Origin of the sequence: Staphylococcus gallinarum (assembly GCF_029774255.1) — a bacterium.
GTDB classification, from domain to species: domain Bacteria; phylum Bacillota; class Bacilli; order Staphylococcales; family Staphylococcaceae; genus Staphylococcus; species Staphylococcus gallinarum.
On the sequence record NZ_CP069082.1, the window covers coordinates 1,614,538 to 1,638,619 of the forward strand.

Here is a 24,082-nt window from a genome sequence, read left to right on the forward strand (position 1 = left end):
GATAAGCATCTCTAATAACTAAAAAGTGGTATGGGACAATAGCTCCCATACCACTTAGTGTTAACTGTCAAATTTAGTAATTATTAAAGTGATTGAACTTGGTTAAGAACATTTTCTTTAGTGAAGCCATATTTTTCAACTACTAAATCTCCAGGGGCACTTGCACCAAAGCCATCAATACCAATGACTTTACCTTCAGTACCTACATATTTATGCCAACCAAGAGAAGAGCCCATTTCAATTGCAACACGTTTAGTGATTGCTGCTGGTAATACTGACTCTTTATATTCAGCTGATTGTTGATCAAATGCATTCCAGTTCGGCATAGAAACAACACGTACACCTTTACCTTGTGCTTCTAAATCTTTAGCAGCTTCGATAGCTAAGTTTACTTCTGAACCAGTTGCTAATAATAAATATTCTGCGTCTTTGTCAGACTCAAATACTACATAACCACCTTTACGTACACCTTCTTCAACTGTTTCTTTAGGAAGGTCCATAGCAGTAAGGTTTTGACGAGTCAATACTAATGAAGTTGGTGTGCCTTCTGATTCTAATGCTACTTCCCAAGCAACACGAGTTTCATTACCATCAGCTGGACGAATCACGTTCATGTTAGGAATCGCACGTAAACCTGCTAATTGTTCAATTGGTTCATGTGTTGGACCATCTTCACCTACAGCAATTGAATCATGTGTAAAGATGAATGTTGAATTTAAGCCCATGATTGATGATAATCTTAATGCTGGTTTCAAGTAGTCACTAAATACGAAGAACGTTGCACCGTATGGATGTAATCCACCATGCGCTGCCATACCATTAACTGCAGCACCCATTGCAAATTCACGTACACCGAACCAAATATTTTTACCTTCTGGTGTTTCTTTGTTAAAGTCACTTGCATCTTTAACATTAGATTTGTTTGAACCAGCTAAATCGGCTGAACCACCAAAGAATGAAGGTACTGATTTACTAATTGCTTGAATAACTTCACCAGAATCAGCACGTGACGCACCACTGTGTCCAGCTTCAAATTCAGGTAACGCTTCTTTGTAGTCCACTGGTAACTTACCACTAATAGCTAATTTGAATTCTTCAGCTAATTCTGGATATTTAGAAGTATAGTCTTCAACTAGTTTTTCCCAAGCTTCTTCTTTTTCGTTTGCACGTTTTAACATACTTTGTTGGAATATTTCATAAACTTCTTGAGGTACGTTGAAACGTTGTTCTGGGTCTAAGCCATATTGTTCGAAAGTTAATTTTCTTTCATCTTCACCTAAAGGTGCACCGTGCACACCATGTGTTGCTTGTTTATTAGGTGAACCATAACCAATAATTGTTTTTATTTCAATAATAGTAGGAACATCTTGTGCTTTAGCTTCTTCTATAGCTTTATCAATTGCATCGATGTCATTGCCTTCTTTAACTAAGATATGTTTCCAACCATATGCTTCAAATCTACCTTTAACATCTTCAGAGAAAGCCTTGTTTAAATCTCCATCTAATGAGATATCATTTGAATCATATAATACTATTAATTTATCTAATTGATTGTGACCTGCTAATGAAGCAGCTTCATGTGAAATACCTTCCATTAAATCTCCATCTGAAGCAAGTACATAAGTATAATGATCAACAACTTTAGCATCTTCTTTATTAAACTTACCTGCTAGATGTTTCTCAGCCATTGCAAAACCTACTGACATTGCAAACCCTTGTCCAAGTGGGCCAGTTGTTACTTCTACACCATCAGTATGTCTATATTCTGGATGACCTGGTGTTTTTGAACCCCATTGTCTAAATTGTTTTAATTCTTCCAATTCTAAACTACCAGAAACATGTAATAAACTATAAAGTAAAGCTGAGCCATGACCGGCTGATAATACAAATCGATCTCTGTCAAAGAAATCTTTTGATTGGGGATTAAAGTTTAAATGACGAGTCCAAAGCGTATATGCCATTGGTGCTGCGCCCATTGGTAAACCTGGGTGACCTGAGTTTGCTTGTTCAACTGCGTCGATACTCAAAGCTCTAATTGTATCTATCGCTAATTGATCTTTTTGATTATTCATCTTAAAATGACTTCCTTTCTTCTAGCTAGTTTAATTCCTATTATACATGATTTAACAGAAAATTAACAAAAAATTGAATTGCTATTTGCCTTGATTATTTTTTGAATCTAAAATATTTTTTACTTTTTCTGGAGTAACGTCATTACCTTCAGGGTCAATTACTCGTGTGCTTTCTAATTGTTGTTTAAATTTCTCTCTAAATGAGTCTAAGTATGCTTTTCTTAGCTTGGATTGTTCTTTAGCTTCGGCTTGAGTTAAGCCTTCTGTCTTTTTCTTCTTTGCGAGCTCATTAATTCTATCCAAGTCTACGCCATCAATGTTTCCCATAATAAACCTCCGTTATCATTAATATAAAAGAATATAACAAAAAAATAAGCGAAACTAAATAGTTTCGCTTATTTTATCCCATTTATTCTATTAACTTGTTCATCCCAAATAAATTGATTAGTTTACGGCAGCTATAAGTGGTGTAACTTGATGTTCGCTTTGTTCGCTGTCTTGATGATCACTTTGTGCTTTTTCTTTATCTTGTTTAATATTTTCAGTAACATTATGATCAGTCATTTCGTACGTTTGTTCTGTCCCATCACTATGATGTGCCGTTAATATAAATATAGTACATAATAACATTGTAGCAACTAATACCATTAGATACGTCTTAACTTGCGATTTATATAATTTAATCATAATTTCCACTCCTAGAACATTTGTTTGTATTAACAATTTATCAGAACATCTGTTCTTAGTCAATAGCAAAACGAACAAACGTTTGTAAAAATTGTTAGCCCATGCTATAATGTAACTAAATTAAAGCTAGGGAGTGCCTAAATTATGAGAGAATTAACGAAACGACAAAATGAAATTTTTGAATATATCAAGCAAACTGTTCAATCAAAAGGCTATCCTCCAAGTGTTAGAGAGATTGGTGAAGCTGTAGGCCTTGCTTCTAGTTCTACAGTGCATGGACACCTATCACGACTTGAAGAAAAGGGCTATATTAAACGAGACCCAACGAAGCCAAGAGCAATTGAAATAGTAAGTGAATCTATTGGCGAACCTGTGAACATGGAAGAAACAATTCATGTTCCCGTTATAGGTAAAGTTACAGCAGGTATTCCAATAACTGCTGTAGAAAATGTTGAAGAATATTTTCCACTTCCAGAGCATTTTACTTCTACTCATAATAGTGATATCTTCATTTTAAATGTCGTTGGAGATAGTATGATTGAAGCAGGTATATTAGATGGAGACAAAGTAATTGTTCGTAGCCAAACTATTGCAGAGAACGGCGATATTATCGTTGCTATGACCGAAGAAAATGAAGCAACTGTCAAACGTTTCTATAAAGAAAAAGCGCGTTATCGTTTACAACCTGAGAACAGTTCTATGGATCCAATATATTTAGAACAAGTTTCTGTGTTAGGTAAAGTGGTCGGTCTTTTCCGTGAAATGTAGATAGATATAACTTTTATTGGTTACAGTTATATATCAATAAAAATAAGAGGTTAAGCATAATGCTTAACCTCTTATTTCTCGTCTTTTTTCTCTAAGACTTCTTTAATTTTTTCTAGTATATCATCTGTTTTATCTGTTTTTTTTGTTGTCATAACTAACTCATCCTCTACAAGTTAAAGGATACCCTTTAAACAAGAAAATCAAACATTATCCTGTATAATTTTCTGTCCAATATGGTTGTCTATTATTATTAAATTCAACACCTACGCCAAGTGTATTGAAGTCTCGTTTCAGAATATTTTTCCGATGACCGAGTGAATTCATTAGTCCTTGATGCGCATATATACTGCTCGTTTGACCATATGCTAAGTTTTCTCCTGCTGCACTAAAATCATGTCCATCTGCTTCTAATCGATCAAATGGTGAATTACCTTCCAAGTCAGTATGATCAAAATAATTCTTATTAGCCATATCTTCACTATGCTTTCTCGCTGTATCAGAAATGCTTTCAGAATATTTTAGTGTCGGCAGTTCATGTTGTACTCTTTCAGCATTAACCAAATCAAAATTTTGTAGTTCAAAGCTGTGTGCTAATTCATCTGACGGCGCTCCATATTGTTGCTGCAATCGTGATTCCATTCTCTCACTCACTTGCAATATGGCAGTTAAATTATTATCACTATGTTTATCATAAAAAGCTGTTGTATATATTTGATCATCATGGAAAGTATCATACTCGTCATCTTTAATTTCATAATTTGTATGACCTTTTCTAATTTCAGTTATCGGCGTTCCTAATCTATCACGAACAGTAGATTTTGGTGTTCCATATTTTATTTTGCTTTTTGATGAGATTACGTTTTGATTGCTATACAGCCCGTTTACTTTATTATCAATATAACTTACCATTACAAACGATCTATAGTCATCAGAATAGTAAGTGTACCATTTTGTACCATATTCATTAGTGGTTATACGTTTGGGTTTCCCTAACTTTTCAGTAACAGTAGACTTATCCATATTCATTTGAATATTATTTACTGCAAAAGCTTGTTTGCTAGGTACTTTTAATGGCTTATTTGATGTCGTTGTTCCTGAAGTCCAACTGGCTACTTTAGACTTAAATTGTTGTTCAAATCCAACGACCGGCTTAAATTCTTTAACAGGTATCACTAATACAATTAATAATATAACAACGATATATCCTATTAATTTTCTAATTTTTTACACCTACTATAGTTTAGTCGCGATCTCCATTGAAAATTGAATTACGTACGATTACATAATCTACTTTTCTTAATGAATTAATATCTTTACCACCTGCATAAGAGATTGAACTTTGTAAGTCTTGTTGCATTTCTATAAGTGTATCGAGTAATGCACCTTTATGTTCAACAAACATTTTCTTACCTTCAACGTTTTTATGTTCACCTTTTTGGAATTCAGATGCACTACCAAAATATTCTTTATACAACTTGCCATCTAACTCAACCGTTTCACCTGGTGATTCTTCATGTGCAGCAAATAATGAACCTATCATTACCATTGAAGCACCAAATCTCATTGATTTTGCAATATCTCCATGAGTTCTAATACCACCATCTGCTATGATTGGTTTTCTAGCTGCTTTACTGCATTGATTTAAAGCTGCAAGTTGCCATCCGCCAGTACCAAATCCAGTTTTGATTTTAGTTATACATACTCTACCTGGACCAATACCAACTTTAGTAGCATCTGCTCCTGCATTCTCTAATTCACGAACACCTTCTGGCGTACCAACGTTACCAGCAATTACAAATGACTGAGGAATATGTGCTTTAATATGTTTTATCATTTTAATCACTGATTCTGAGTGACCGTGTGCAATATCGATTGTAATATATTCAGGAATAATTTCTTCGCTAGCTAATTGCTTTACAAAATCAAATTCGCCGGCTTTTACACCAACAGAAATTGATGCAAATAGTTGCTGTTCATGCATTCTTTTAATAAATGGAATACGTGCAGCTTCATCAAAACGATGCATAATATAGAAATAATCATTTTTAGCAAACCATTCTGCTAATGATTCATTCATGACTGTTTGCATATTTGCAGGTACAACAGGTAATTTAAAACTTCTTGGACCAAACTCAATCGTTGTGTCACATTCTGAACGACTTTCTACAATACATTTATTTGGTATAAGTTGGATATCTTCATAATCGAATATTTTCATAATAAAACAAACCCCTAACATTTTTTATATAACACTTGTACATTGGTAAGATTTTTATAACTATTCCATTCTATTACAACGTAAAATCTATTATATTTTACTTAATTCCCGAACAATAACTATTTATTCATCTTTACCATTAGATAATATACAATGTTTTATACTAAATGTAAATGGACTATAGTCGGAGTTTGAAAATTACCAACTTGATTTCTTCACACCAGGTATTTGACCTTTATATGCATGCTCTCTAAATGCAATACGAGACATCTCAAATTTTCTATAAACGCCTCTTGGTCGACCTGTCACTTTACAACGTCTTGTTAAACGCGTCGGTGAACTATCTCTGGGTAATTTACGCAATGCTTCATAGTCACCTTTCGCTTTCAACTCTTTTCTTAACTCAAAATATTTATTTACAAGTTCTTCTCGCTTTTGCTCTTTTACTATTTTAGATTTTTTTGCCATTTTATCTCTACCTTTCTCTTTAAATCGTAATCATTACGTTTTATATCGTAACATATTCTTTTATTTACGCAAATCATTTATTTTATTTTTGTTGAAAAAATTATCTTTAAAGTTAGAGATATGACATCATATCGTATATCTTCTATAATTAATGTAGTCCTTTATAACAACATTAAATTTGAAATCGTCATAAATGTATGCTAGAATTTTAAAACGTAACAATTCCTATTAAGAAAGAGGTGTTTATTTTGCGCGTAAATATTACTTTAGCTTGTACAGAATGTGGAGATCGTAACTATATCACCACTAAAAACAAACGTACGAATCCAGAGCGTATTGAACTTAAAAAATACAGCCCAAGATTAAATAAATATACTGTACACCGCGAAACTAAATAACATTCTGTTGTTAAAATTACTTTTTTAAATACGACAAATTAAAAAAGAAGTCACACATGTTAAACATGCGTGACTTCTTTTTAGTTTATATAGTAGCAAACTAGTCTGCCACTTCTAAATCAACATCATTAATATCAATACCTAACGCATTCGCTACACCTTTACCATACTCTGTATCAGCTTTGTAGCAATGACGGATGTGACGGTGTTGAACTTCTAATGTTGTACCCTGCATCTCATTGGCAGTATTTTCAAAAATGCGTTGTTGTTGCTCTTTTGATTGTAATCTAAACAATCTACCTGGTTGTTCGAAGTAATTATCATCATCTTCGCGATAATTATATTCATAAGCTTCACCTTCGACTTCTAGGCCAGGTTTTTTAAATTCAGGTTGATCCTCAAAACTTCCATCACTATTAGGATAATAGTGTGTTCCTCCACCTTGGTTATTATCTAAGATACGCATTTGACCATCTCGGCTGAATGGGCAAATATTTTCAACTCCAACACCTTTTGGTTGGTTTACTGGTATTTGCCAGTGATTGACGCCAAGTCTATAACGTTGAGCATCACCATAAGAGAATATACGACCTTGTAACATTTTATCTGGAGAAAAATCTATACCAGGAACAATATTTGTCGGTGCAAATGCTGCTTGTTCTACATCTTGGAAGTAATTATCTGGGTTACGATTTAACTCAAACTCACCAACTTCTATAAGTGGATAATCACCTTTATACCATACTTTTGTTAAATCAAAAGGATTGTCTTTATGATTTTTCGCTTGTTCTTCAGTCATTACTTGAATATACATTTTCCATTTTGGGAAGTTTTTGTTTTCAATTGCTTCAAACAAGTCACGTTGAGATGATTCTCTATCATCAGCAATGATTTTCGCCGCTTCATCTGGTTGTAAGTTTTCAATACCTTGTTGCGTTCTATGGTGGAATTTAACCCACACACGTTCTCCTTTATCATTATACATTGAATACGTATGTGAACCGAAACCATGCATATGTCTATAGCCGTTTGGAATACCACGGTCAGTCATTAAAATTGTTACTTGATGTAACGCTTCAGGTAATGATGTCCAGAAATCCCAGTTATTTTGCGCACTACGCATATTTGTTCTTGGATCTCTTTTTACAGCATGATTTAAGCTCGCAAATAATTTAGGATCTCTAAAGAAGAATACCGGTGTATTGTTACCTACTAAGTCCCAGTTACCTTCATCTGTGTAAAATTTTAACGCAAATCCTCGAATATCTCTTTCAGCATCCGCTGCGCCACGTTCCCCTGCAACAGTTGAAAAACGCGCGAACATCTCTGTTTGCTTGCCTACTTCTGAAAAAATACTAGCAGATGTATATTGCGTAATATCATTTGTTACTGTAAAAGTACCAAACGCACCAGAACCTTTAGCATGCATTCGTCGTTCCGGAATTACTTCTCTGTCAAAATGAGCCATTTGTTCTAAAAAATACCAATCTTGCATCAACAATGGTCCTCGAGGTCCAGCAGTCATACTATTTTCTCTATCTGAAACCGGTGCACCAAAAAGACTAGTTAAATTTCTTTTATTGCTCATAATGTTTCCCCCTCACAAATAGTAAATAATAATAATTATTATCTAGCACTAATTTTAAAGTATACACATACGAAAAGCAATTATGTTACTTCTTATAATATGAAATATTTCTGAATATTTAAAATTTTATTGCTCCAACTCTCAAAAAATGCATTGATTGTAGTCATTAAAAGCATTAAAATGTAAGGTATATAAATTTTTATAGATTATAGGAGATTTTAATATGGGACAAAACAATATGAAACGTGGTCTCAACTCTCGACATATTTCAATGATTGCAATAGGTGGTGCGATTGGCACTGGACTCTTTGTCGCTACAGGTAATGTTGTATCACAAGCTGGTCCAGGCGGCGCGATTCTAGCTTATTTAATCATTGGTATCATGCTATATTTCTTAATGTCTTCAATCGGAGAACTAGCTACATTTTATCCTGTATCAGGATCATTTAGTTCTTACGCTACACGATTTGTAGACAGTTCCCTCGGCTTTACAATGGGATGGTTATATTGGGTGATGTGGGTATTAGTAACGAGTGTTGACATCATTATTGCATCAAGCGTATTAGATTATTGGGAAGTATTTCACTTTTTCAGCCCTGTTACTTGGAGTATTTTGTTTCTTTGTTTACTATTTGTACTGAATATTTTTACAGTAAAAGCATTTGGTGAAACAGAATTTTGGTTATCTTTAATTAAAGTACTTACAATTATCATCTTTATAGTAATAGGTGTACTAACAATATTTGGCATTTTAGGTGGTAAATATTATGGGTTTGAACATTATACAACAGGTGAAGCGCCATTTGTCGGTGGCATTTCAGGTTTCTTAGCCGTGTTACTCATCGCTGGTTTTTCAGTTGGTGGTACTGAGATGGTAGCTGTAACTGCAGGTGAATCATCGAATCCGCATAAGTCAATGCCAAAAGCTATTAGACAAGTATTCTGGAGAATATTGCTATTTTACGTTTTATCTATTGCTGTTATTGCCGCAATTATTCCTTACAGTGATCCTCTACTATTAAACAAACATGAATCTGTGACTCAAAGTCCATTCACAATAGTATTTGATCGTGTAGGTATTGCTTTTGCTGCATCTGTGATCAATGCAGTTATCCTAACATCGTTACTGTCTGCTGCAAATTCTGGAATATATACAACAAGTCGTATGTTATTTTCAATGGCAGAAGATAAACAAGCACCGAAGTTTTTTGCAAAATTAAACAAAACGACGAAACTACCTATTATTTCTATTTGTACAACATTTGTAATCGTGTTAGTAGTAATTGTATTAGCGCAATTTAAATCAGATATTGTCTTCTCACTGCTCAATATTATCGGTTCATTAGTTATCGTAATATGGGCATCAAGTATTGTCGCTCAAATCAGATTACGTTCTGCAATAAAAAAACAAAACAAACGTGCAGAAGATGTATTACCATATAAAGCAGCGTTATATCCATTAGGACCAATCATTGTAATAATTGCATTGCTATTCCTATTTTTCGGAAATTCCTTTGGCGCTTTAATGGCAGGCGATTATGGCTCTGTTATACGAAACATTGCACCAATCATTATTCTAGCAATTGTTTATTTATCACATAAAGTAATTAGAAAAACAAAAATAGTAAAACTAGAAGACGTTGAATTAAATACAACTAAAGAACATTAATTGTAAAAGCACTGGTATATAATCAGTGCTTTTACTTTGCCACTTTAATTAATGATAAACATATTACAAAAACAGTTAGAATTATACATATATACGTATTTGTTTATTCGAGTAAAATCAATGCTTAACACATAAGAGTTGAATATTTTCAGTGCTTAAAAAGTATAGTATAATATAATTAACAATATTGGTTATATTGAGGTGAAAACTATGATTGGGCAAACAAATTTATTTGATGATATTTTAGAAACTGAAGAGCGTTTCGTTATTGTTGTGCAATCACTTGAAGAAAAGAATAATCAATTGCTTAAACGAACTTTAAGAGAGTATGGTAGCTTAGAACATTCACAAATGGAAAGTCTTTTTGAACATCTTAAAGATGTCTTTTTAGAAGAATCGTTTGAGGATAATCAATCTGCATTCTCTATCACAGTATATACAAATTTAGATTATGCTGCGGATAATGTGTATGCACATGTTAAAAGGCATAGAGGCAAACACGAGTGGACACATACAGCAAAATAATTCTTTCACTTCAGAACTTATCTATCAGAGTTAACTTACTCTGATAGTTTTTTTATATTTGCATTTGCTGCTATCTTAGTATCATCAATAAATACTGAGTTATCAGCTGTGTTCAGAAATTAATAAAAAGTGACTTGATCAATCCATTTGTAGAGTAAACTGAGGCATGTTTTAATTTTTATAGATAAGCTGCTATATTAATTTAATTTAGTGGAATTTATTAAATTATAAGTAAGTGTCTTATTTTTTGTAGTAATAACATATATATGAACTTCGAATTGTTTGCGAGACGCCTAAGGGTGTAGGATGAGTGTTGAGACCAAGGCTCGACCCATCCCCCTAGGAAAGCGAGCAATATTGATATAAATTACAAGCCCATCAAAGACCAAAAATCTTTGATGGGCTTAGTGCTAGGTATTTATGTCATAGACACTTTTGTATTATATATATCAATCTAATCAAGAATCAAGCAATGCTTTTAAAGCGTGAGGAATACCATCCTCGCCATTACTTAAAGTAATTTCGTCAGCAACTGCTTTAACTGCTTCATTAGCATTACCCATTGCTACTGCATGTCCGACGACGTTAAGCATTGAAATATCATTTGAACTATCACCAAATGCAATAACTTCAGACAAGTCAATATTGAGCTTTTCACAAAATGCAGCTAATGCATTTCCTTTCGAAACATCTCTAGCCATAAATTCTAAAAAGTACGGCTTACTTGTTGTAACGTCTACTTCCTCATTAAAATGACCAGCTAATTCAATGTTTAAACTTGTAATATTCGGAACATAATCCACACCCATTACTTTAGGTACATCAGCTTGAATATATGCTTTGATATCATCGACCCGTTTCATCGGCAAACCTGTCAATTCAGACTCTATATTCATATATTCGTGGTCACCTTCATATATAATAAATCCTTCATGATATGTTAAAACAAACAATTTGTGTTCTCTACAGAAATCAACAATTGCATCAAAATCTGCCTTAGTTACACTCTTACTCACTTCAACATGTTCATCTTTAACAGCAATTGTCTTACCACCATTATAGCTTATTACATAACTATCATATTGATCTAACTTGAGTTGCTTTGCAACAGGTAGCATCCCTTCTGTAGGACGTCCTGAAGCCAAGACAACATGATATCCTTGCTGCTGAATGTCAATTAAATAACGTTCAGTTTCTGGACTAACCTCATTATCTGGATTCATTAAAGTGTCATCCATGTCCATAACAATCATCTTATATTTACTCATGTTTGTATCTCCTTTCAACACCTTAACATTATACTACAATAATTTAACGGCGTTGGTACAGAATTTTCGACACAACTCCACTTTCATTAATTGTCACTAACTCCGATCGACAATCCATAAATGTTCCTTTAAGTTCTCTAACGAGTTCGCCACTCCGTTCTGGAGCAACTAATGTTAATACGGTTGGACCTGCACCACTGATTACAGTCGCATAGGCGTTATGTTGTTTCGCAATCGCTTTAATTTCTTTAAACTCAGGTATTAAATGTTGTCTGAATGGTTCATGAAAACCATCTTGTTCCATCATTTTTCCTGCCAACTCATAGTTATGTTGTATCAATGCACTAATCATTGTGTTACTAATCGCACTATTTTGAACTGCCTTTTTATGTGAAAATGTTTCCGGTAATGTATTTCTTGAATCATCTGTACGTAGTTCATAAGATGGAATCGTAATAATAATATCCACACGTGGTGGATCAATATATGATACATCTGTCACCTTTGTCTCAGGATTAAAGTAACCTAATACCAAACCTCCGTAGATTGTTGGTGCCACATTATCAGGATGACCTTCGATTTCAGTAGCTAATTGTAGTAATTCATATTTTGATAATTCAATATCACCAAAATAATTAGCAATATATAATGCGCCAACTAATGCTGATGCAGAACTCCCTAAACCTCTTGCTAAAGGGATTTCACTTCGCATTTCTATATCTAAACCAGGTAATTTAACATCATATTTGCGTGCAACTCTTTGAGCAATTTGATAAATATAATGTCTATTGTCTGTTGGCAAATCTTCTACATTTGGTCCGACGTGATTAAACGTCCACACATCGCTGTCGTTCTTCTTTACATCTAAATATAAAAATTTATTTAATGCCATACCTATAGAATCAAAACCGACACCTAAATTAGCTGTAGATGCCGGTATTTTCAAATGCAACATGTCACTCATGTTAGAGCGCTCCTTTGATATAATCTAAGATGCTTTCTCTATCGTTAGGCAACGGTTTGATTGGATTATCCAATAATGAAATTGCAGTGTCTGGATCTTTCAGACCATTACCAGTTAATACAGCAACCACCTTTTTACCTTGTGGTAACTTGCCAGCACGGTGTAATTTTATCAAACCTGCTATAGATGCATTACTTGCCGGTTCACTAAAGACACCTTCTTTACTTGCCATCAATTGATATGCTTCTAAAATTTCTTCGTCTGTTACGCTATCAATTAGACCATCTGATTCACTTAAAGCATTATTAGCTTTGTCCCAGCTTGCTGGGTTACCAATTCTAATAGCTGTAGCTACTGTATCTGGATTCTTAACCACTTTGTTCTGTACAATTGGTGATGCACCTTCAGCTTGGAATCCAAACATATGAGGTAATTGTGTTTGATTTTTATCGTGATACTCTTTGAACCCTTTCCAATATGCTGTAATATTACCTGCATTACCAACAGGAATGGACAAGATATCAGGAGCTTCTCCTCCTAATTGTTGAATGACTTCAAAGGCGCTTGTTTTTTGACCTTCGATTCTATATCGATTTACAGAGTTTACTAAGGCAATTTCACCGTTTTCCGCTACTTCCTTAACAATCTCTAATGCTTCATCAAAGTTACCTTCGATAGAAACAATTTCAGCACCATACATCACGGCTTGAGATAATTTACCAAGCGCAATTTTACCTTCAGGTATTACGACAATTGCCTTCAACCCTGCACGAGCAGCATATGCTGCAGCAGATGCAGAAGTATTACCTGTCGACGCACAGATAACAATTTTCTTACCTTCTTCTTTAGCTTTGGCCATCGCCATTACCATACCTCTGTCTTTAAAAGAGCCCGTTGGATTAGCTCCTTCGTATTTTACATGTAATTCAATGCCTAACATTTCAGATAAATTTTCACAATAAATTAAAGGTGTATGTCCTTCATTTAAAGTTAATTGTGGTGTATTTTCATTTACAGGTAAAAACGCTTCAAATTCCTTCACTAAACCTTGCCATTTTTCCATTTCTATTAAACCCCTTCTACTGGATAAATTTTATTTACAACATATCCTGCCTCTGTAATTGCCGATTCAGGAGACTCATCTAAGCCTACTACAATCAAACCAACCGTTCTGGCATCTCTTTCAGTAACGGCTAATGATTTATGGAAAGGTAACTCCGCTTTAATTAAAGCTTCAACCTTACTCGGTTCCTCACCATCTGTCTGAATGACAACATAATAACTTTCTTTTTCTTTAAACGATATTGTATCATCGCTATCCATTAATTCTTTCGTTTGTTCCGTCTTCAATTCAAAATGTGGTGGTAATGTATGCAGATTAGACTCAAAATGCAAGGTAACGTTAAGCAAGTCACTCACAACTGCACTTCCAGTTGCTAAACTACCAGCTCCCTTACCATAAAACATCGTCTCTCCAACAGCATCACCAATAACATAAATTGCGTTGAATTCATCTTCAACTGCAGATAATTGGTGTGCAGTACTAATAAGTGTTGGTGCTACTGAAGCATTAACTTTACCTTGCTCATAAGTACCTTTACCAATTAATTTAATCTTATAACCTAGTGCTTCTGCTGCCTTAATATCAGCAAGTTCAACATCGCTAATACCGTGTCTATCAACATCTGATAAATTAATCACTTGGTTAAAAGTTAAATAAGAAGTAATGACTACCTTTCTTGCGGCATCTACACCTTCCACGTCATCTGTAGGATCTGCTTCGGCAAACCCTAATCTTTGCGCTTCATCCAACGCATCTTCAAACGATGTATTCTCACGCGTCATTTTACTTAAAATAAAGTTAGATGTTCCATTTAAAATACCCATAAATTTAGTTATATTATTTGCATTCAAACCATTATTAATCGCATTAACGATTGGAATACCGCCTGCAACACTTGCTTCATATTTTAATGCTACGTCATTTTCTTGTGCTAAATCTTCTAACACATTTAAATGCACAGCTAATAAGTCTTTATTGGCAGTAATAACATGCTTTTTCTGACTTAATGCACGTTTTAACCAATCTACTGTCGGTTCAACGCCACCCATAACCTCAACGATAATGTCTATAGAGTCATCATTTAAAATTTCATCTACATCTTCTGTTAGATGATAATTCGATACGTTAATGGGTCTCGATCTAGATTTATCACGAACTAAGATATGTCTAATGTTGATATCTTTGTCCATTGTTTCTTTAATTTGTTCTCTATTTTCTTCAATTATTTTCACTACACCTGAACCTACAGTACCTAAACCGAGCAGGGCTACATTTAATTCCTTCATCATTTCATTCCTCCGATTGTTCATTCAAAAAATACAATTGTACAGTTGAAAAATACTAGAATATGGTATAGTATAAATTCATTCATTATTTTTGTAAAGGTTGAAAATAAAAACCGTATATCTATACTATCACTCTCGTGATAAAAACTAAACAAAATTTTCTGATTTTTTAGAAAGGTTGTAGCTCATTATGAAAGTAGCGAAATTTGGAGGAAGTTCTGTTTCAAATGCAGAACAAATAAAGAAAGTATTAAATATAGTAAACTCTGACTCAGACAGAAAGATTATCGTCGTTTCAGCACCCGGAAAAAGACATGCAGACGATGTAAAAACAACGGATTTACTAATTCGACTTTACGAAAAGGTTATTGCCGGATTAGATTATCAAGCAAAGAAAGAAGAAATTATTCAGCGTTATGCTGATATTATTTTAGAACTTGAAATGACAGATTCACTGTTATCAACAATTGATGAAACTTTAGAAACATATATTGCCACATTAAAGGAAAAACCTGCTCGTTTATTAGATGCGTTACTTTCATGTGGTGAGAACTTTAATGCCCAACTCATAGCTGAATATAACAATAGCCAAGGTATACCAACACGTTATGTATCACCTGGTGAAGCGGGTATTACTGTCACAGATTTACCTCAGAATGCTCAAATTTTAGATCAATCTTATGAAGCACTCTATAGCCTTAGAGAATACGATGAAAAATTAATTGTTCCAGGTTTCTTTGGTATTTCTCGTCAAGGTTATGTTGTGACCTTCCCACGTGGTGGATCTGATATCACTGGTGCAATCGTTGCTCGTGGTGTTCGTGCTGACTTATATGAAAACTTCACAGATGTTTCAGGTATTTTTAGAGCTAATCCAACAATAGTAAAAAATCCAGAAGTGATTGATGAGATTACTTACCGTGAAATGCGTGAATTATCTTATGCAGGATTTGGTGTGTTCCACGATGAAGCATTACAACCATTACACAAAGACCGCATACCAGTGGTAATTAAAAACACAAATCGTCCAGATGATACAGGTACTTATATTCGTCATGACCGAGAAATCAATTCTTCAAATATAGTCAGTGGCATTAGTTGTGACAAAGACTTTACAGTGTTGAATATTAAGAAATATTTAATGAACAGACAAATCGGTTTTACTCGAAAAATATTAGGCGTACTTGAAGATTATGGAATTTCATTTGACCACATGCCTTCTGGAATTGATAGTATTAGTATTATTATGCGCTCAAAAGAGATACAAAACAGAGAAGAACAAGTATTAAATGATATTAGAGAAAAATGTGATGTCGATGAATTAAACGTCGAACACAATCTTGCAATTCTTATGATTGTTGGCGAAGGCATGCACCGTATTGTAGGTACTGCCAATACAATTACACATGCACTTGCTGAAGCAAATATAAACTTAAAAATGATGAACCAAGGTGCTTCTGAAATTTCAATTATGTTTGGAATCGATGTTGCTGATGCTGAAAAAGCAGTTAAGTCAACATATGAGTATTGCTATAATGGCGAATATCTAAAGGTATAAAAAACAAACCCACAAATCACTTTGTTCAACTGTTACGTTGACCTACTTGTGATTTGTGGGTTTTACATTGCTGATTTCTCTGAAATTAGAGCTTGGTTGATACGTTCATCACCAACTACTAATCTCAACATTACAAATTGATAATAGCTTAAAGAATCTATCACACTTTTATAGTTAGGAATTTGTTGGTAATCTATTGGATCCAATAATTCATACATTAAGACAATTTCCGGTTTAATGTAATCGACATCCCATTTAATCGAATGGAAGTAGATATTTTTTTCAGGTAGCCTAATATTATGATTCCATCTAAACATCCATTCGTCATTTTCAACATCATATACAATCACAGTCATAATTAAATCATCTGCTTTATAAATGTTGGCATGCGTTACCTCTGCAAATTCTATTTCAGTATAATTCGTTGTCGATGTATGGTCATCATATAACTTAACAGTATAAGTTTCTGGGATATGCTTTAACACTTCTGCCAAATACTTTCTTTCAACACTGATATCTACCTTACAGCATAGGTTGAATTCATCTCTCATAAAAAGCTGCTTTGCAACTTCTCCGTTATATTTAATTAAATTGCCAACTTTACTATTTATTTGGCTTACCAATGCTTTTACGTGTTTGTCCAAACAGGCACCTCCTCTTGAAGTAAGCGTTTCCATTGAAATACATTATATAATTTGTCTAGTTATTTTTCAATGCATTCTACTTCAAATATAATAAACTCATATATTTTTTTAAAATTGACCAATTTTTATATAGCGATGCCCATGCGTATGATCTAAAAATTGTGGTCTATTAATAACAAAACTATACTCACTATTTTGCTTAAGTACACGTTGTAATTCAGCAATTTCTGTTATATCTTGATATAAATCTTCTTCATAAATATAAGGAACACGTAGAAAGTAATAATTAATTTTATATTTTGAATAAGAATCAATAACATCTGTTCCTGTAATGATATGAAAAGCACTATTAACAGTACCATTCGGTAATATAATATTAAAATCCGTATATTTAGATACATATTTGATAATATCAGTTGAATAAGTAATAACTGATATTTTTTTATTAGAAAAATATAATTGGTCTATTATTTTAAATGATACGGGATGATTATCAAACGCAATTATATCGTTATGATTTATACGTTCAACTAGTTCGTTTAGATAGCTTTTCAATGCACTCAAAAAATAATCCCCCAAAATTAATAATTTCACACATACTTTATTATATCTATTTATACAACTTTGTGTAAACTAAACGCTTATTAAAATTCAGTACTATTTATCCAGAAATGCGTTGAACCTCTCATTAAATATATTTTTGTACTATATGTTACATTCCCTTTTAATTATTGCATATTTTAGCAACTGCTAAAAAACATTATTCTACTACTTAAACATCGAACTAGGTCTACCAAAAATAATATATGCTACTAAAACTATAAACTATATGTTTCTATTCATTGCATAAACCAAACGCTGCTATGCGAAACTACTTAAATCCAATTACAAATCATATAAAATCATGTAATAATAGTTAAAATACTATAAAAAGTCATTCATTTTATAAATTCTCCATTAAATTATCGTTTAATTTAAGTTAAATCCATGAATACCATTGATAAACAACTGTTAATACGAATATAATCTATATATAGCTACAGTTTAACAGGTCGAATTTGTACAACAGTGTATAAAAGAGTAAAATAAACTGTAATTTCAAATATTAATAAAGATTAGGATGATAATCATGCTACTAACATTCATTTTACTTGTAATTGTTATTTTGCTCATTATTGTGATGATTATAAATCAAAAAAATATGCAACAAAAATTAGAAACTGAAAAGTATTCTAAAGAACAATTAGTAACTAAAATTAGTTCTGTTACTCGTGAAAATACTCAGTTAAAAAATCAAATGTTGCACTTTGATGGTAATAATGATTCGAACCATCACGGCTTAAGAAAGGCAAAACAAAACTTGAAAGATATTCTTGAACAATACAAAACAGCCGGTACTATCAAAGCCTATGATATTATCGCCACTGGTAATCTTGCCGTTAAACACCCTTTATTCGAATATGCGAGAGCATTTGATTATATCGTGATCACTGACAAAGGCGTGTTCAACATTAATGTGAAAAACTGGAAACAAAAAACGTTTTATCACTTTGATATTGATTCTGAAACAGAGATTTCAACTAATAATGAATCCTCAGTACATCAAACTGTGGGACGCTATATTGCACAACAATATCACAGTCAATTTAACACGACACGTACAGGTTCATACACTTTTATAGAACGTGTAAAAAATAATTCTGTAATTTACGACTTTTATAGTTATGATCCTTTTGAACAAACTGCAAAGAATACAAAGGAATTAGAAGCTAGAATTGCAGAGAGATTAAATCATCATATTAAAAACATTGGTTTAGTTTACTTTACAGATGGAAGTGTAAATATTATAGATGGACCTAATATAAGAGAAGATTATACTGAAACAGTTTCATCTAAATCTTCATTAAAAGACGTCATCGGTGATACACTTAGCAATGCAAGCGAGTCCATTACTAAAGAGCAATATGACAAATTAGTCGAACGTTTTCATTAATTAATATAAAAACGAGTTATAATCACAACAGTTTAAAGTTGTTGTTTTATAACTCGTTTTTTTGTGTTTCATTTAAAATAATTAATACATATTTCAGTACACCTTGTCTATTCAAAGGAAATTTATGATGACGTTTCAAAATGATGCTATGTTTTTTCCACTAAGTAGATAATCTAACTCCAAATATTTAATTTATCTTGTTTAGCTTGATGTTCAGCTTGCTTAAAAACATTTCTATATTTGCCATTAGGCGCAAAATATTTTTCACGAGCCAAGCCTTTTTTCACTAATTCTTCATTAAACATTGTCTTTTTATCTAACCAAACATAGGCTAATTTTCGTCCGTATTGGTCTTCTGGCTCTTTATCATATTCTAAATAGACATCCTTGTTCGTTAAGTGCTTCTTTGAATAATCCGAAGCTTCTTTACCATATGGTTGGACCGGTGTATTTGGTTTAACTGTTTCCGGTGTATCTATTCCAATTAGTCGAATTTTAATATTCTGTTCTTGCTCATTACTACCTACCAATGTATCTCCATCTACTACTCGATCGACATGTACTTTTTCAGTTTTACTTGGACCAGAAGTTGTGTCTGAACCACTATTTTGAAATGGACCACTGTGATTAATAAATTGGAAAAATAAAACACCGATAACAATGACTATCGCAATAATACCGGTTAATGCTTTTGTTGATTTCATAGTTGCACCCACTTCTTAAACTTTGTCCAAATCATCATATATAATTTATTCAATAGCGTCAAGAATCATTTTTATTATCTAAGGTGACTTTTAGAAATTCACCCCACTTGAAAGGAAATATTTCACAATTATATTAACAAAGTTATTTATTTAATTTAACTCAATGTCTATAACATGCTATAATACCCATGTTAGGAGTGAACGTATTTGAGTATGTTTAAAGAAAATATGATTTCTACAATCGCCATCATTGTAGCGATAATCATCGGACTTGTCTTACAATTTCAATTTGACTTACCTCCACTTGTTGCGGCTGTATTAGCAATTTTTATGGGCATTTTTGTAGGGTTTATTATCGTAATTATTCAAGGCATTGTGAATAAACGCAATAAAAAGTAAATACACAACTATAAAACATGACACGAGTCTAGGACGTAAATTCTAGAAATAAAGCATTCAGATGATTTAATTCATCTGAGTGCTTCTTTTTTAATTTAAAATAATATATTGCTCACTTCCCTAGCGAGCTAGTTCGATCTCGGTCTCTTCACGCATCATACTCCCTCATGTGTCTCGTAAAAATACGTCGCATCCATATGGCCATTTGTAAATTATTTAATACATCTTAAGAAGTGAATTTAACATGGGCGATTATGTATATAATCATTAACATGACACAAGCAAACATAAACTAGGGTAATCTTCAGTGATTATGACCACAAACGCTATATCTAGATATATTGATGATCTCATTGAGACAATCCTTGAAGATGAATTCGATTCATATTCACTGTATGATAGCTTTATTCATTCATTGCTTTATAATATTTAAAAATTCTCCCCAAATAATACCTAAACTGCACCCAAATCGTTCAATAAAATAAAAGTGGGTGCAAAAAAAAAGCAACCCTAATATTCATAAAGAATAACAGGATTGCTTATATACCTAGTGTTATACCCCTTTGTCTAGCACCTAGTATTGTTTAATATATTGTTCTCTTTCCCATTCAGATACTTGTGTTCTGTAGTAATCCCACTCGATAGATTTAGAATTAATAAATTGGTTATAAATGTGATTACCTAAAGCATCTTTAATTGGTTGATTTTCTTTCATTGCTTTAATTGCAGTGTATAATGTTGATGGTAAATCTTGAATACCTACTGCTTCACGTTCCTCACGATTCATTTCGTAGATATTTTGGTTAACTGGTTCTGGTACTTCTAATTTGTTTTCAATACCATCTAAACCAGCTTTTAAGATTGCAGCTAAAGCTAAGTATGGGTTCGCAGCTGGGTCAACTGAGCGTACTTCAACACGTGTAGATAAACCACGAGAAGATGGTACACGGATTAATGGTGAACGGTTTTTACCACTCCATGCAATGTAACATGGTGCTTCATAACCTGGCACTAAACGCTTATAAGAGTTAACTAATGGGTTACATACGCCAGTGAAACCACGTGCATTTTTAAGGATACCTGCAACAAAGTGGAATGCATCTTTTGTCATTTGCATATCACCATTAGGATCGTAGAATGCATTTTCTTTACCTTTAAATAAAGATACGTTAAAGTGCATACCGCTACCGTTTACACCAAATAATGGTTTTGGCATGAATGTTGCATGTAAGTTATGTTGGCGAGCAATTGTTTTTACAACAAGTTTAAATGTTTGGATATTATCACATGCTGTAATTGCATCAGCATATTTAAAGTCAATTTCATGTTGTCCTGGAGCAACTTCATGGTGACTTGCTTCGATATCAAAGCCCATGTCTTCTAATTCTAATACGATATCACGACGACAGTTCTCACCTAAATCAGTAGGTGCAAGGTCGAAGTATCCACCATCATCATTTAATTCTAATGTTGGTTCACCTTTTTCATCTAATTTGAATAAGAAGAATTCTGGTTCTGGCCCTAAATTAATATCTGTAAAGCCTAATTCTTCCATGTCTTTTAATACACGTTTCAAGTTAGCACGTGGGTCACCTTCGAATGGTGTACCGTCTGTTTTATATACATCACAAATTAGTCGAGCTACTTTACCTTGACCTGCAGTCCATGGGAAGATTACCCAAGTGTCTAAGTCAGGATATAAATACATATCTGATTCTTCGATACGTACGAAACCTTCGATTGAAGATCCGTCAAACATCATCTCGTTATCTAATACTTTTTCTAATTGACTAACAGGTACTTCAACGTTTTTGATTACACCTAAAATATCTGTGAATTGTAAACGTAAGTATCTTACATTTTCTTCCTTGGCAAACTTATGAATGTCTTCTTTAGTAAATGAACGTTTTGGCATTGTTAATGTCCTCCAGTAAAATTATTTGATAAAACGTGATAAATCCCCACGGTTTATCGGAATTGCTTCTCGTTGTGGTTTCTGTGTAGCATCAACTATCATTTGTTTTCTAGTTTCTTGTTCTTCATCAGAAAGGTGTGCTTGATCATCATGAATAATTTGTTTGATCCCTTTAATATTGAAGCCTTTTTCTATAAGACTTTTAATTTCAAGCAATCGTTCCAAATCATTCAATGAAAATAATCGCTTATTTCCTTCCGTACGTTGCGGTTTAATCAGTTCATGTGTTTCATAATAACGAATTTGTCTTGCGGTTAACTCGCTCAACTTCGTAACAACACTCATAGAGAAGACAGGCATATTACGTCGTAAAGTATCATTTGACTTCAATCCAATCACCTCTATTTTTGAACTTGTTATTAATTTAGCACAATTATCAGACAAATACAAAGATATGTCAGGTTTTCTTACATGATGTGCTAAACCCCGAAATGAATGGGTTTATGTACATCCATTAATCTATTGTTAATCATTTTTCCGAATATTCTTTAAAATTATTTTGGATTTTTTAAATACAACACTAAAAAAAACGCTAAATGATTTCTTTCAATGAATCATTTAACGTCTTGTATGATTAATATAATTTAAATTAATTGATTAGCTTTTAATGATTGTGCAGCTCGTGTAACTGCTAATTTAACATGTTCATATGTTAATCCACCTTGAACATAGGCTTCGTATGGCGGTCTGATTGGTCCGTCTGCAGATAATTCAATAGAAGATCCTTGTATAAAGGTCCCCGCAGCCATAATTACATCATCTTCATAGCCAGGCATATAAGCAGGTTCAGGACTAAAGTGTGCATTGATTGGAGATGCGTGTTGGATGCTTTGGCAAAACTGTATCATTTGTTCTTTTGTATCAAATTCGACAGTTTGAATTAAATCTGTTCTAGGTTCGTGAAAGGCAGGTTTTGTACGCATATTTAACTTTTCTAGTAATAAACTAGTAAACAATGCGCCTTTTAAACTTTGACTCACTACATGAGGTGCTAAAAAGAAACCTTGATACATTTCTTGTAATGAATACAGCGAAGCGCCTGCCTCTTTACCTATACCTGGAGCAGTTAAACGATAGCCACAACGCTCAATTAAATCCTTTCGACCAGCAATATAACCACCGATTTTAGCAAGTCCACCACCTGGATTTTTAATTAAAGAACCCGCTATTAAATCTGCACCACATTCAATTGGTTCCTTTAATTCTACAAACTCACCATAGCAGTTATCTACAAATATAATAATATCAGGATGCGCGGATTTAATGGCTGAAATTGCACGTTCTATTGTAGCTAGATTAATGGATGGTCTTTGATCATATCCCTTAGAACGTTGGATAGCAACAACTTTAGTGTTCGGCTTAATTGCATGTAATACATGATCAATATCAATTTCATTTCCCTTTAAATCAACTTTGTTATAACTTACTCCATGCTCTTGTAAGCTTTCGATGCCATTGCCATTGATGCCAATGACTTCTAATAAAGTGTCATATGGATTACCGGTAATATATAATAACTCATCTCCATATTTCAATGTACTTTGTAAGGCCAAAGTAATGGCATGGGTACCGGAAATGATTTGAGGTCTTACCAAAGCGTCTTCGGCTTTAAAAGCATGTGCATAAATTTCTTCTAAATGATCTCTACCTATATCATCATATCCATAGCCAGTTGTGCCTTGCAAGTCACTTTCAGATGCTTTGACCGCATGAAAGGCATCTAAGACTTTCTCTTGGTTTAAATATGCTGTTTTTTCTATTTCTGTAAAATACGGCTTTAACGTAGATTCCACTTCATCTATCAATTGTGTCATATCGTTCATTTATAATTACTT

At 33.3% G+C, this 24,082-nt stretch carries 24 protein-coding genes; 7 read left to right on the top strand and 17 right to left on the bottom strand.

Annotated elements, in window-relative coordinates:
• Positions 1–83: 83 nt before the first annotated feature.
• From tkt to sosA, 3 genes are all read right to left on the bottom strand, one after another.
• Positions 84–2,072 (bottom strand): transketolase, encoded by a 1,989-nt coding sequence (gene tkt / locus JN168_RS07590; RefSeq protein ID WP_042738779.1) that lies wholly within the window; start codon positions 2,070–2,072, stop codon positions 84–86.
• Positions 2,073–2,153: 81 nt separating this feature from the next.
• Positions 2,154–2,399 carry a DUF896 domain-containing protein gene (locus JN168_RS07595; RefSeq protein WP_229367166.1) on the bottom strand — a complete coding sequence of 82 codons (246 nt, stop codon included), beginning with the start codon at positions 2,397–2,399 and terminating at the stop codon, positions 2,154–2,156.
• Positions 2,400–2,516: 117 nt separating this feature from the next.
• Positions 2,517–2,759, bottom strand: coding sequence for a DNA damage-induced cell division inhibitor SosA (gene sosA, locus JN168_RS07600; protein WP_279525736.1), 243 nt, complete (start codon positions 2,757–2,759; stop codon positions 2,517–2,519).
• A 144-nt stretch (positions 2,760–2,903) separates the two neighbouring features.
• Between sosA and lexA the strand changes: the two genes are divergently transcribed.
• Positions 2,904–3,527: a transcriptional repressor LexA gene (gene lexA, locus JN168_RS07605; protein WP_042738782.1), complete on the top strand. Its 624-nt coding sequence runs from the start codon at positions 2,904–2,906 to the stop codon at positions 3,525–3,527.
• A 207-nt stretch (positions 3,528–3,734) separates the two neighbouring features.
• Here lexA and JN168_RS07610 read toward each other — a convergent pair whose 3' ends face one another.
• The 3 genes from JN168_RS07610 to rpsN all read right to left on the bottom strand — a co-directional run bounded on the left by JN168_RS07610 (position 3,735) and on the right by rpsN (position 6,213).
• Positions 3,735–4,700, bottom strand: coding sequence for a CAP domain-containing protein (locus JN168_RS07610; RefSeq protein WP_405051317.1), 966 nt, complete (start codon positions 4,698–4,700; stop codon positions 3,735–3,737).
• 67 nt (positions 4,701–4,767) lie between these two features.
• Positions 4,768–5,745, bottom strand: a complete 978-nt coding sequence (guaC, locus tag JN168_RS07615) for a GMP reductase (protein WP_042738784.1) — start codon at positions 5,743–5,745, stop codon at positions 4,768–4,770.
• Positions 5,746–5,943: 198 nt separating this feature from the next.
• Entirely contained in the window at positions 5,944–6,213 is a 270-nt protein-coding gene (gene rpsN / locus JN168_RS07620; protein WP_042738785.1) for a 30S ribosomal protein S14, read from the bottom strand.
• 248 nt (positions 6,214–6,461) lie between these two features.
• Between rpsN and rpmG the strand changes: the two genes are divergently transcribed.
• Positions 6,462–6,611: a 50S ribosomal protein L33 gene (gene rpmG, locus JN168_RS07625; protein WP_042738786.1), complete on the top strand. Its 150-nt coding sequence runs from the start codon at positions 6,462–6,464 to the stop codon at positions 6,609–6,611.
• 100 nt (positions 6,612–6,711) lie between these two features.
• Here rpmG and JN168_RS07630 read toward each other — a convergent pair whose 3' ends face one another.
• Positions 6,712–8,199 carry a catalase gene (locus JN168_RS07630; RefSeq protein ID WP_042738787.1) on the bottom strand — a complete coding sequence of 496 codons (1,488 nt, stop codon included), beginning with the start codon at positions 8,197–8,199 and terminating at the stop codon, positions 6,712–6,714.
• Between the two features lie 223 nt (positions 8,200–8,422).
• Between JN168_RS07630 and JN168_RS07635 the strand changes: the two genes are divergently transcribed.
• Complete coding sequence (locus tag JN168_RS07635; protein ID WP_042738788.1) at positions 8,423–9,868, top strand: amino acid permease; 1,446 nt, start codon at positions 8,423–8,425, stop codon at positions 9,866–9,868.
• 210 nt (positions 9,869–10,078) lie between these two features.
• Positions 10,079–10,393 (top strand): hypothetical protein, encoded by a 315-nt coding sequence (locus JN168_RS07640; protein WP_042738791.1) that lies wholly within the window; start codon positions 10,079–10,081, stop codon positions 10,391–10,393.
• Between the two features lie 458 nt (positions 10,394–10,851).
• Here the strand turns inward: JN168_RS07640 and JN168_RS07645 are convergent, their stop codons facing one another.
• Genes JN168_RS07645 through JN168_RS07660 form a run of 4 tightly spaced genes read right to left on the bottom strand, consistent with a single transcriptional unit; the run spans position 10,852 to position 14,974 of the window.
• Positions 10,852–11,661: a Cof-type HAD-IIB family hydrolase gene (locus JN168_RS07645; protein WP_042738792.1), complete on the bottom strand. Its 810-nt coding sequence runs from the start codon at positions 11,659–11,661 to the stop codon at positions 10,852–10,854.
• Positions 11,662–11,704: 43 nt separating this feature from the next.
• Positions 11,705–12,625 (bottom strand): homoserine kinase, encoded by a 921-nt coding sequence (thrB, locus tag JN168_RS07650; protein ID WP_042738793.1) that lies wholly within the window; start codon positions 12,623–12,625, stop codon positions 11,705–11,707.
• Between the two features lies 1 nt (position 12,626).
• A complete protein-coding gene (thrC, locus tag JN168_RS07655; RefSeq protein ID WP_279525737.1) occupies positions 12,627–13,688 on the bottom strand; it encodes a threonine synthase in 1,062 nt (353 codons plus the stop codon).
• Between the two features lie 5 nt (positions 13,689–13,693).
• On the bottom strand, positions 13,694–14,974 hold the full coding sequence (locus JN168_RS07660) for a homoserine dehydrogenase (protein ID WP_279526272.1): 1,281 nt from the start codon (positions 14,972–14,974) through the stop codon (positions 13,694–13,696).
• Positions 14,975–15,164: 190 nt separating this feature from the next.
• Between JN168_RS07660 and JN168_RS07665 the strand changes: the two genes are divergently transcribed.
• Complete coding sequence (locus tag JN168_RS07665; protein ID WP_042738795.1) at positions 15,165–16,532, top strand: aspartate kinase; 1,368 nt, start codon at positions 15,165–15,167, stop codon at positions 16,530–16,532.
• Between the two features lie 62 nt (positions 16,533–16,594).
• On the opposite strand, the gene JN168_RS07670 is transcribed toward JN168_RS07665, so the two are convergent.
• Complete coding sequence (locus JN168_RS07670) at positions 16,595–17,209, bottom strand: hypothetical protein (protein ID WP_042738796.1); 615 nt, start codon at positions 17,207–17,209, stop codon at positions 16,595–16,597.
• A gap of 75 nt (positions 17,210–17,284) precedes the next feature.
• Positions 17,285–17,740, bottom strand: a complete 456-nt coding sequence (locus JN168_RS07675; protein ID WP_279525738.1) for a sugar phosphate isomerase family — start codon at positions 17,738–17,740, stop codon at positions 17,285–17,287.
• Positions 17,741–18,305: 565 nt separating this feature from the next.
• Between JN168_RS07675 and JN168_RS07680 the strand changes: the two genes are divergently transcribed.
• Entirely contained in the window at positions 18,306–19,169 is an 864-nt protein-coding gene (locus tag JN168_RS07680; protein ID WP_279525739.1) for a hypothetical protein, read from the top strand.
• A 173-nt stretch (positions 19,170–19,342) separates the two neighbouring features.
• Here JN168_RS07680 and nucI read toward each other — a convergent pair whose 3' ends face one another.
• Positions 19,343–19,873, bottom strand: coding sequence for a thermonuclease NucI (gene nucI / locus JN168_RS07685; RefSeq protein ID WP_107512968.1), 531 nt, complete (start codon positions 19,871–19,873; stop codon positions 19,343–19,345).
• A 207-nt stretch (positions 19,874–20,080) separates the two neighbouring features.
• Here nucI and JN168_RS07690 point away from each other — a divergent pair, with 207 nt between their 5' ends.
• Positions 20,081–20,272 (top strand): hypothetical protein, encoded by a 192-nt coding sequence (locus tag JN168_RS07690; RefSeq protein WP_042738800.1) that lies wholly within the window; start codon positions 20,081–20,083, stop codon positions 20,270–20,272.
• Between the two features lie 574 nt (positions 20,273–20,846).
• Here the strand turns inward: JN168_RS07690 and glnA are convergent.
• The 3 genes from glnA to JN168_RS07705 form a co-directional block, all read right to left on the bottom strand.
• A complete protein-coding gene (gene glnA, locus JN168_RS07695; protein ID WP_042738801.1) occupies positions 20,847–22,187 on the bottom strand; it encodes a type I glutamate--ammonia ligase in 1,341 nt (446 codons plus the stop codon).
• A gap of 21 nt (positions 22,188–22,208) precedes the next feature.
• A complete protein-coding gene (locus tag JN168_RS07700; protein WP_162846345.1) occupies positions 22,209–22,577 on the bottom strand; it encodes a MerR family transcriptional regulator in 369 nt (122 codons plus the stop codon).
• A gap of 254 nt (positions 22,578–22,831) precedes the next feature.
• Positions 22,832–24,070, bottom strand: coding sequence for a methionine gamma-lyase family protein (locus JN168_RS07705; RefSeq protein WP_042738802.1), 1,239 nt, complete (start codon positions 24,068–24,070; stop codon positions 22,832–22,834).
• Between the last annotated feature and the right edge of the window lie 12 nt (positions 24,071–24,082).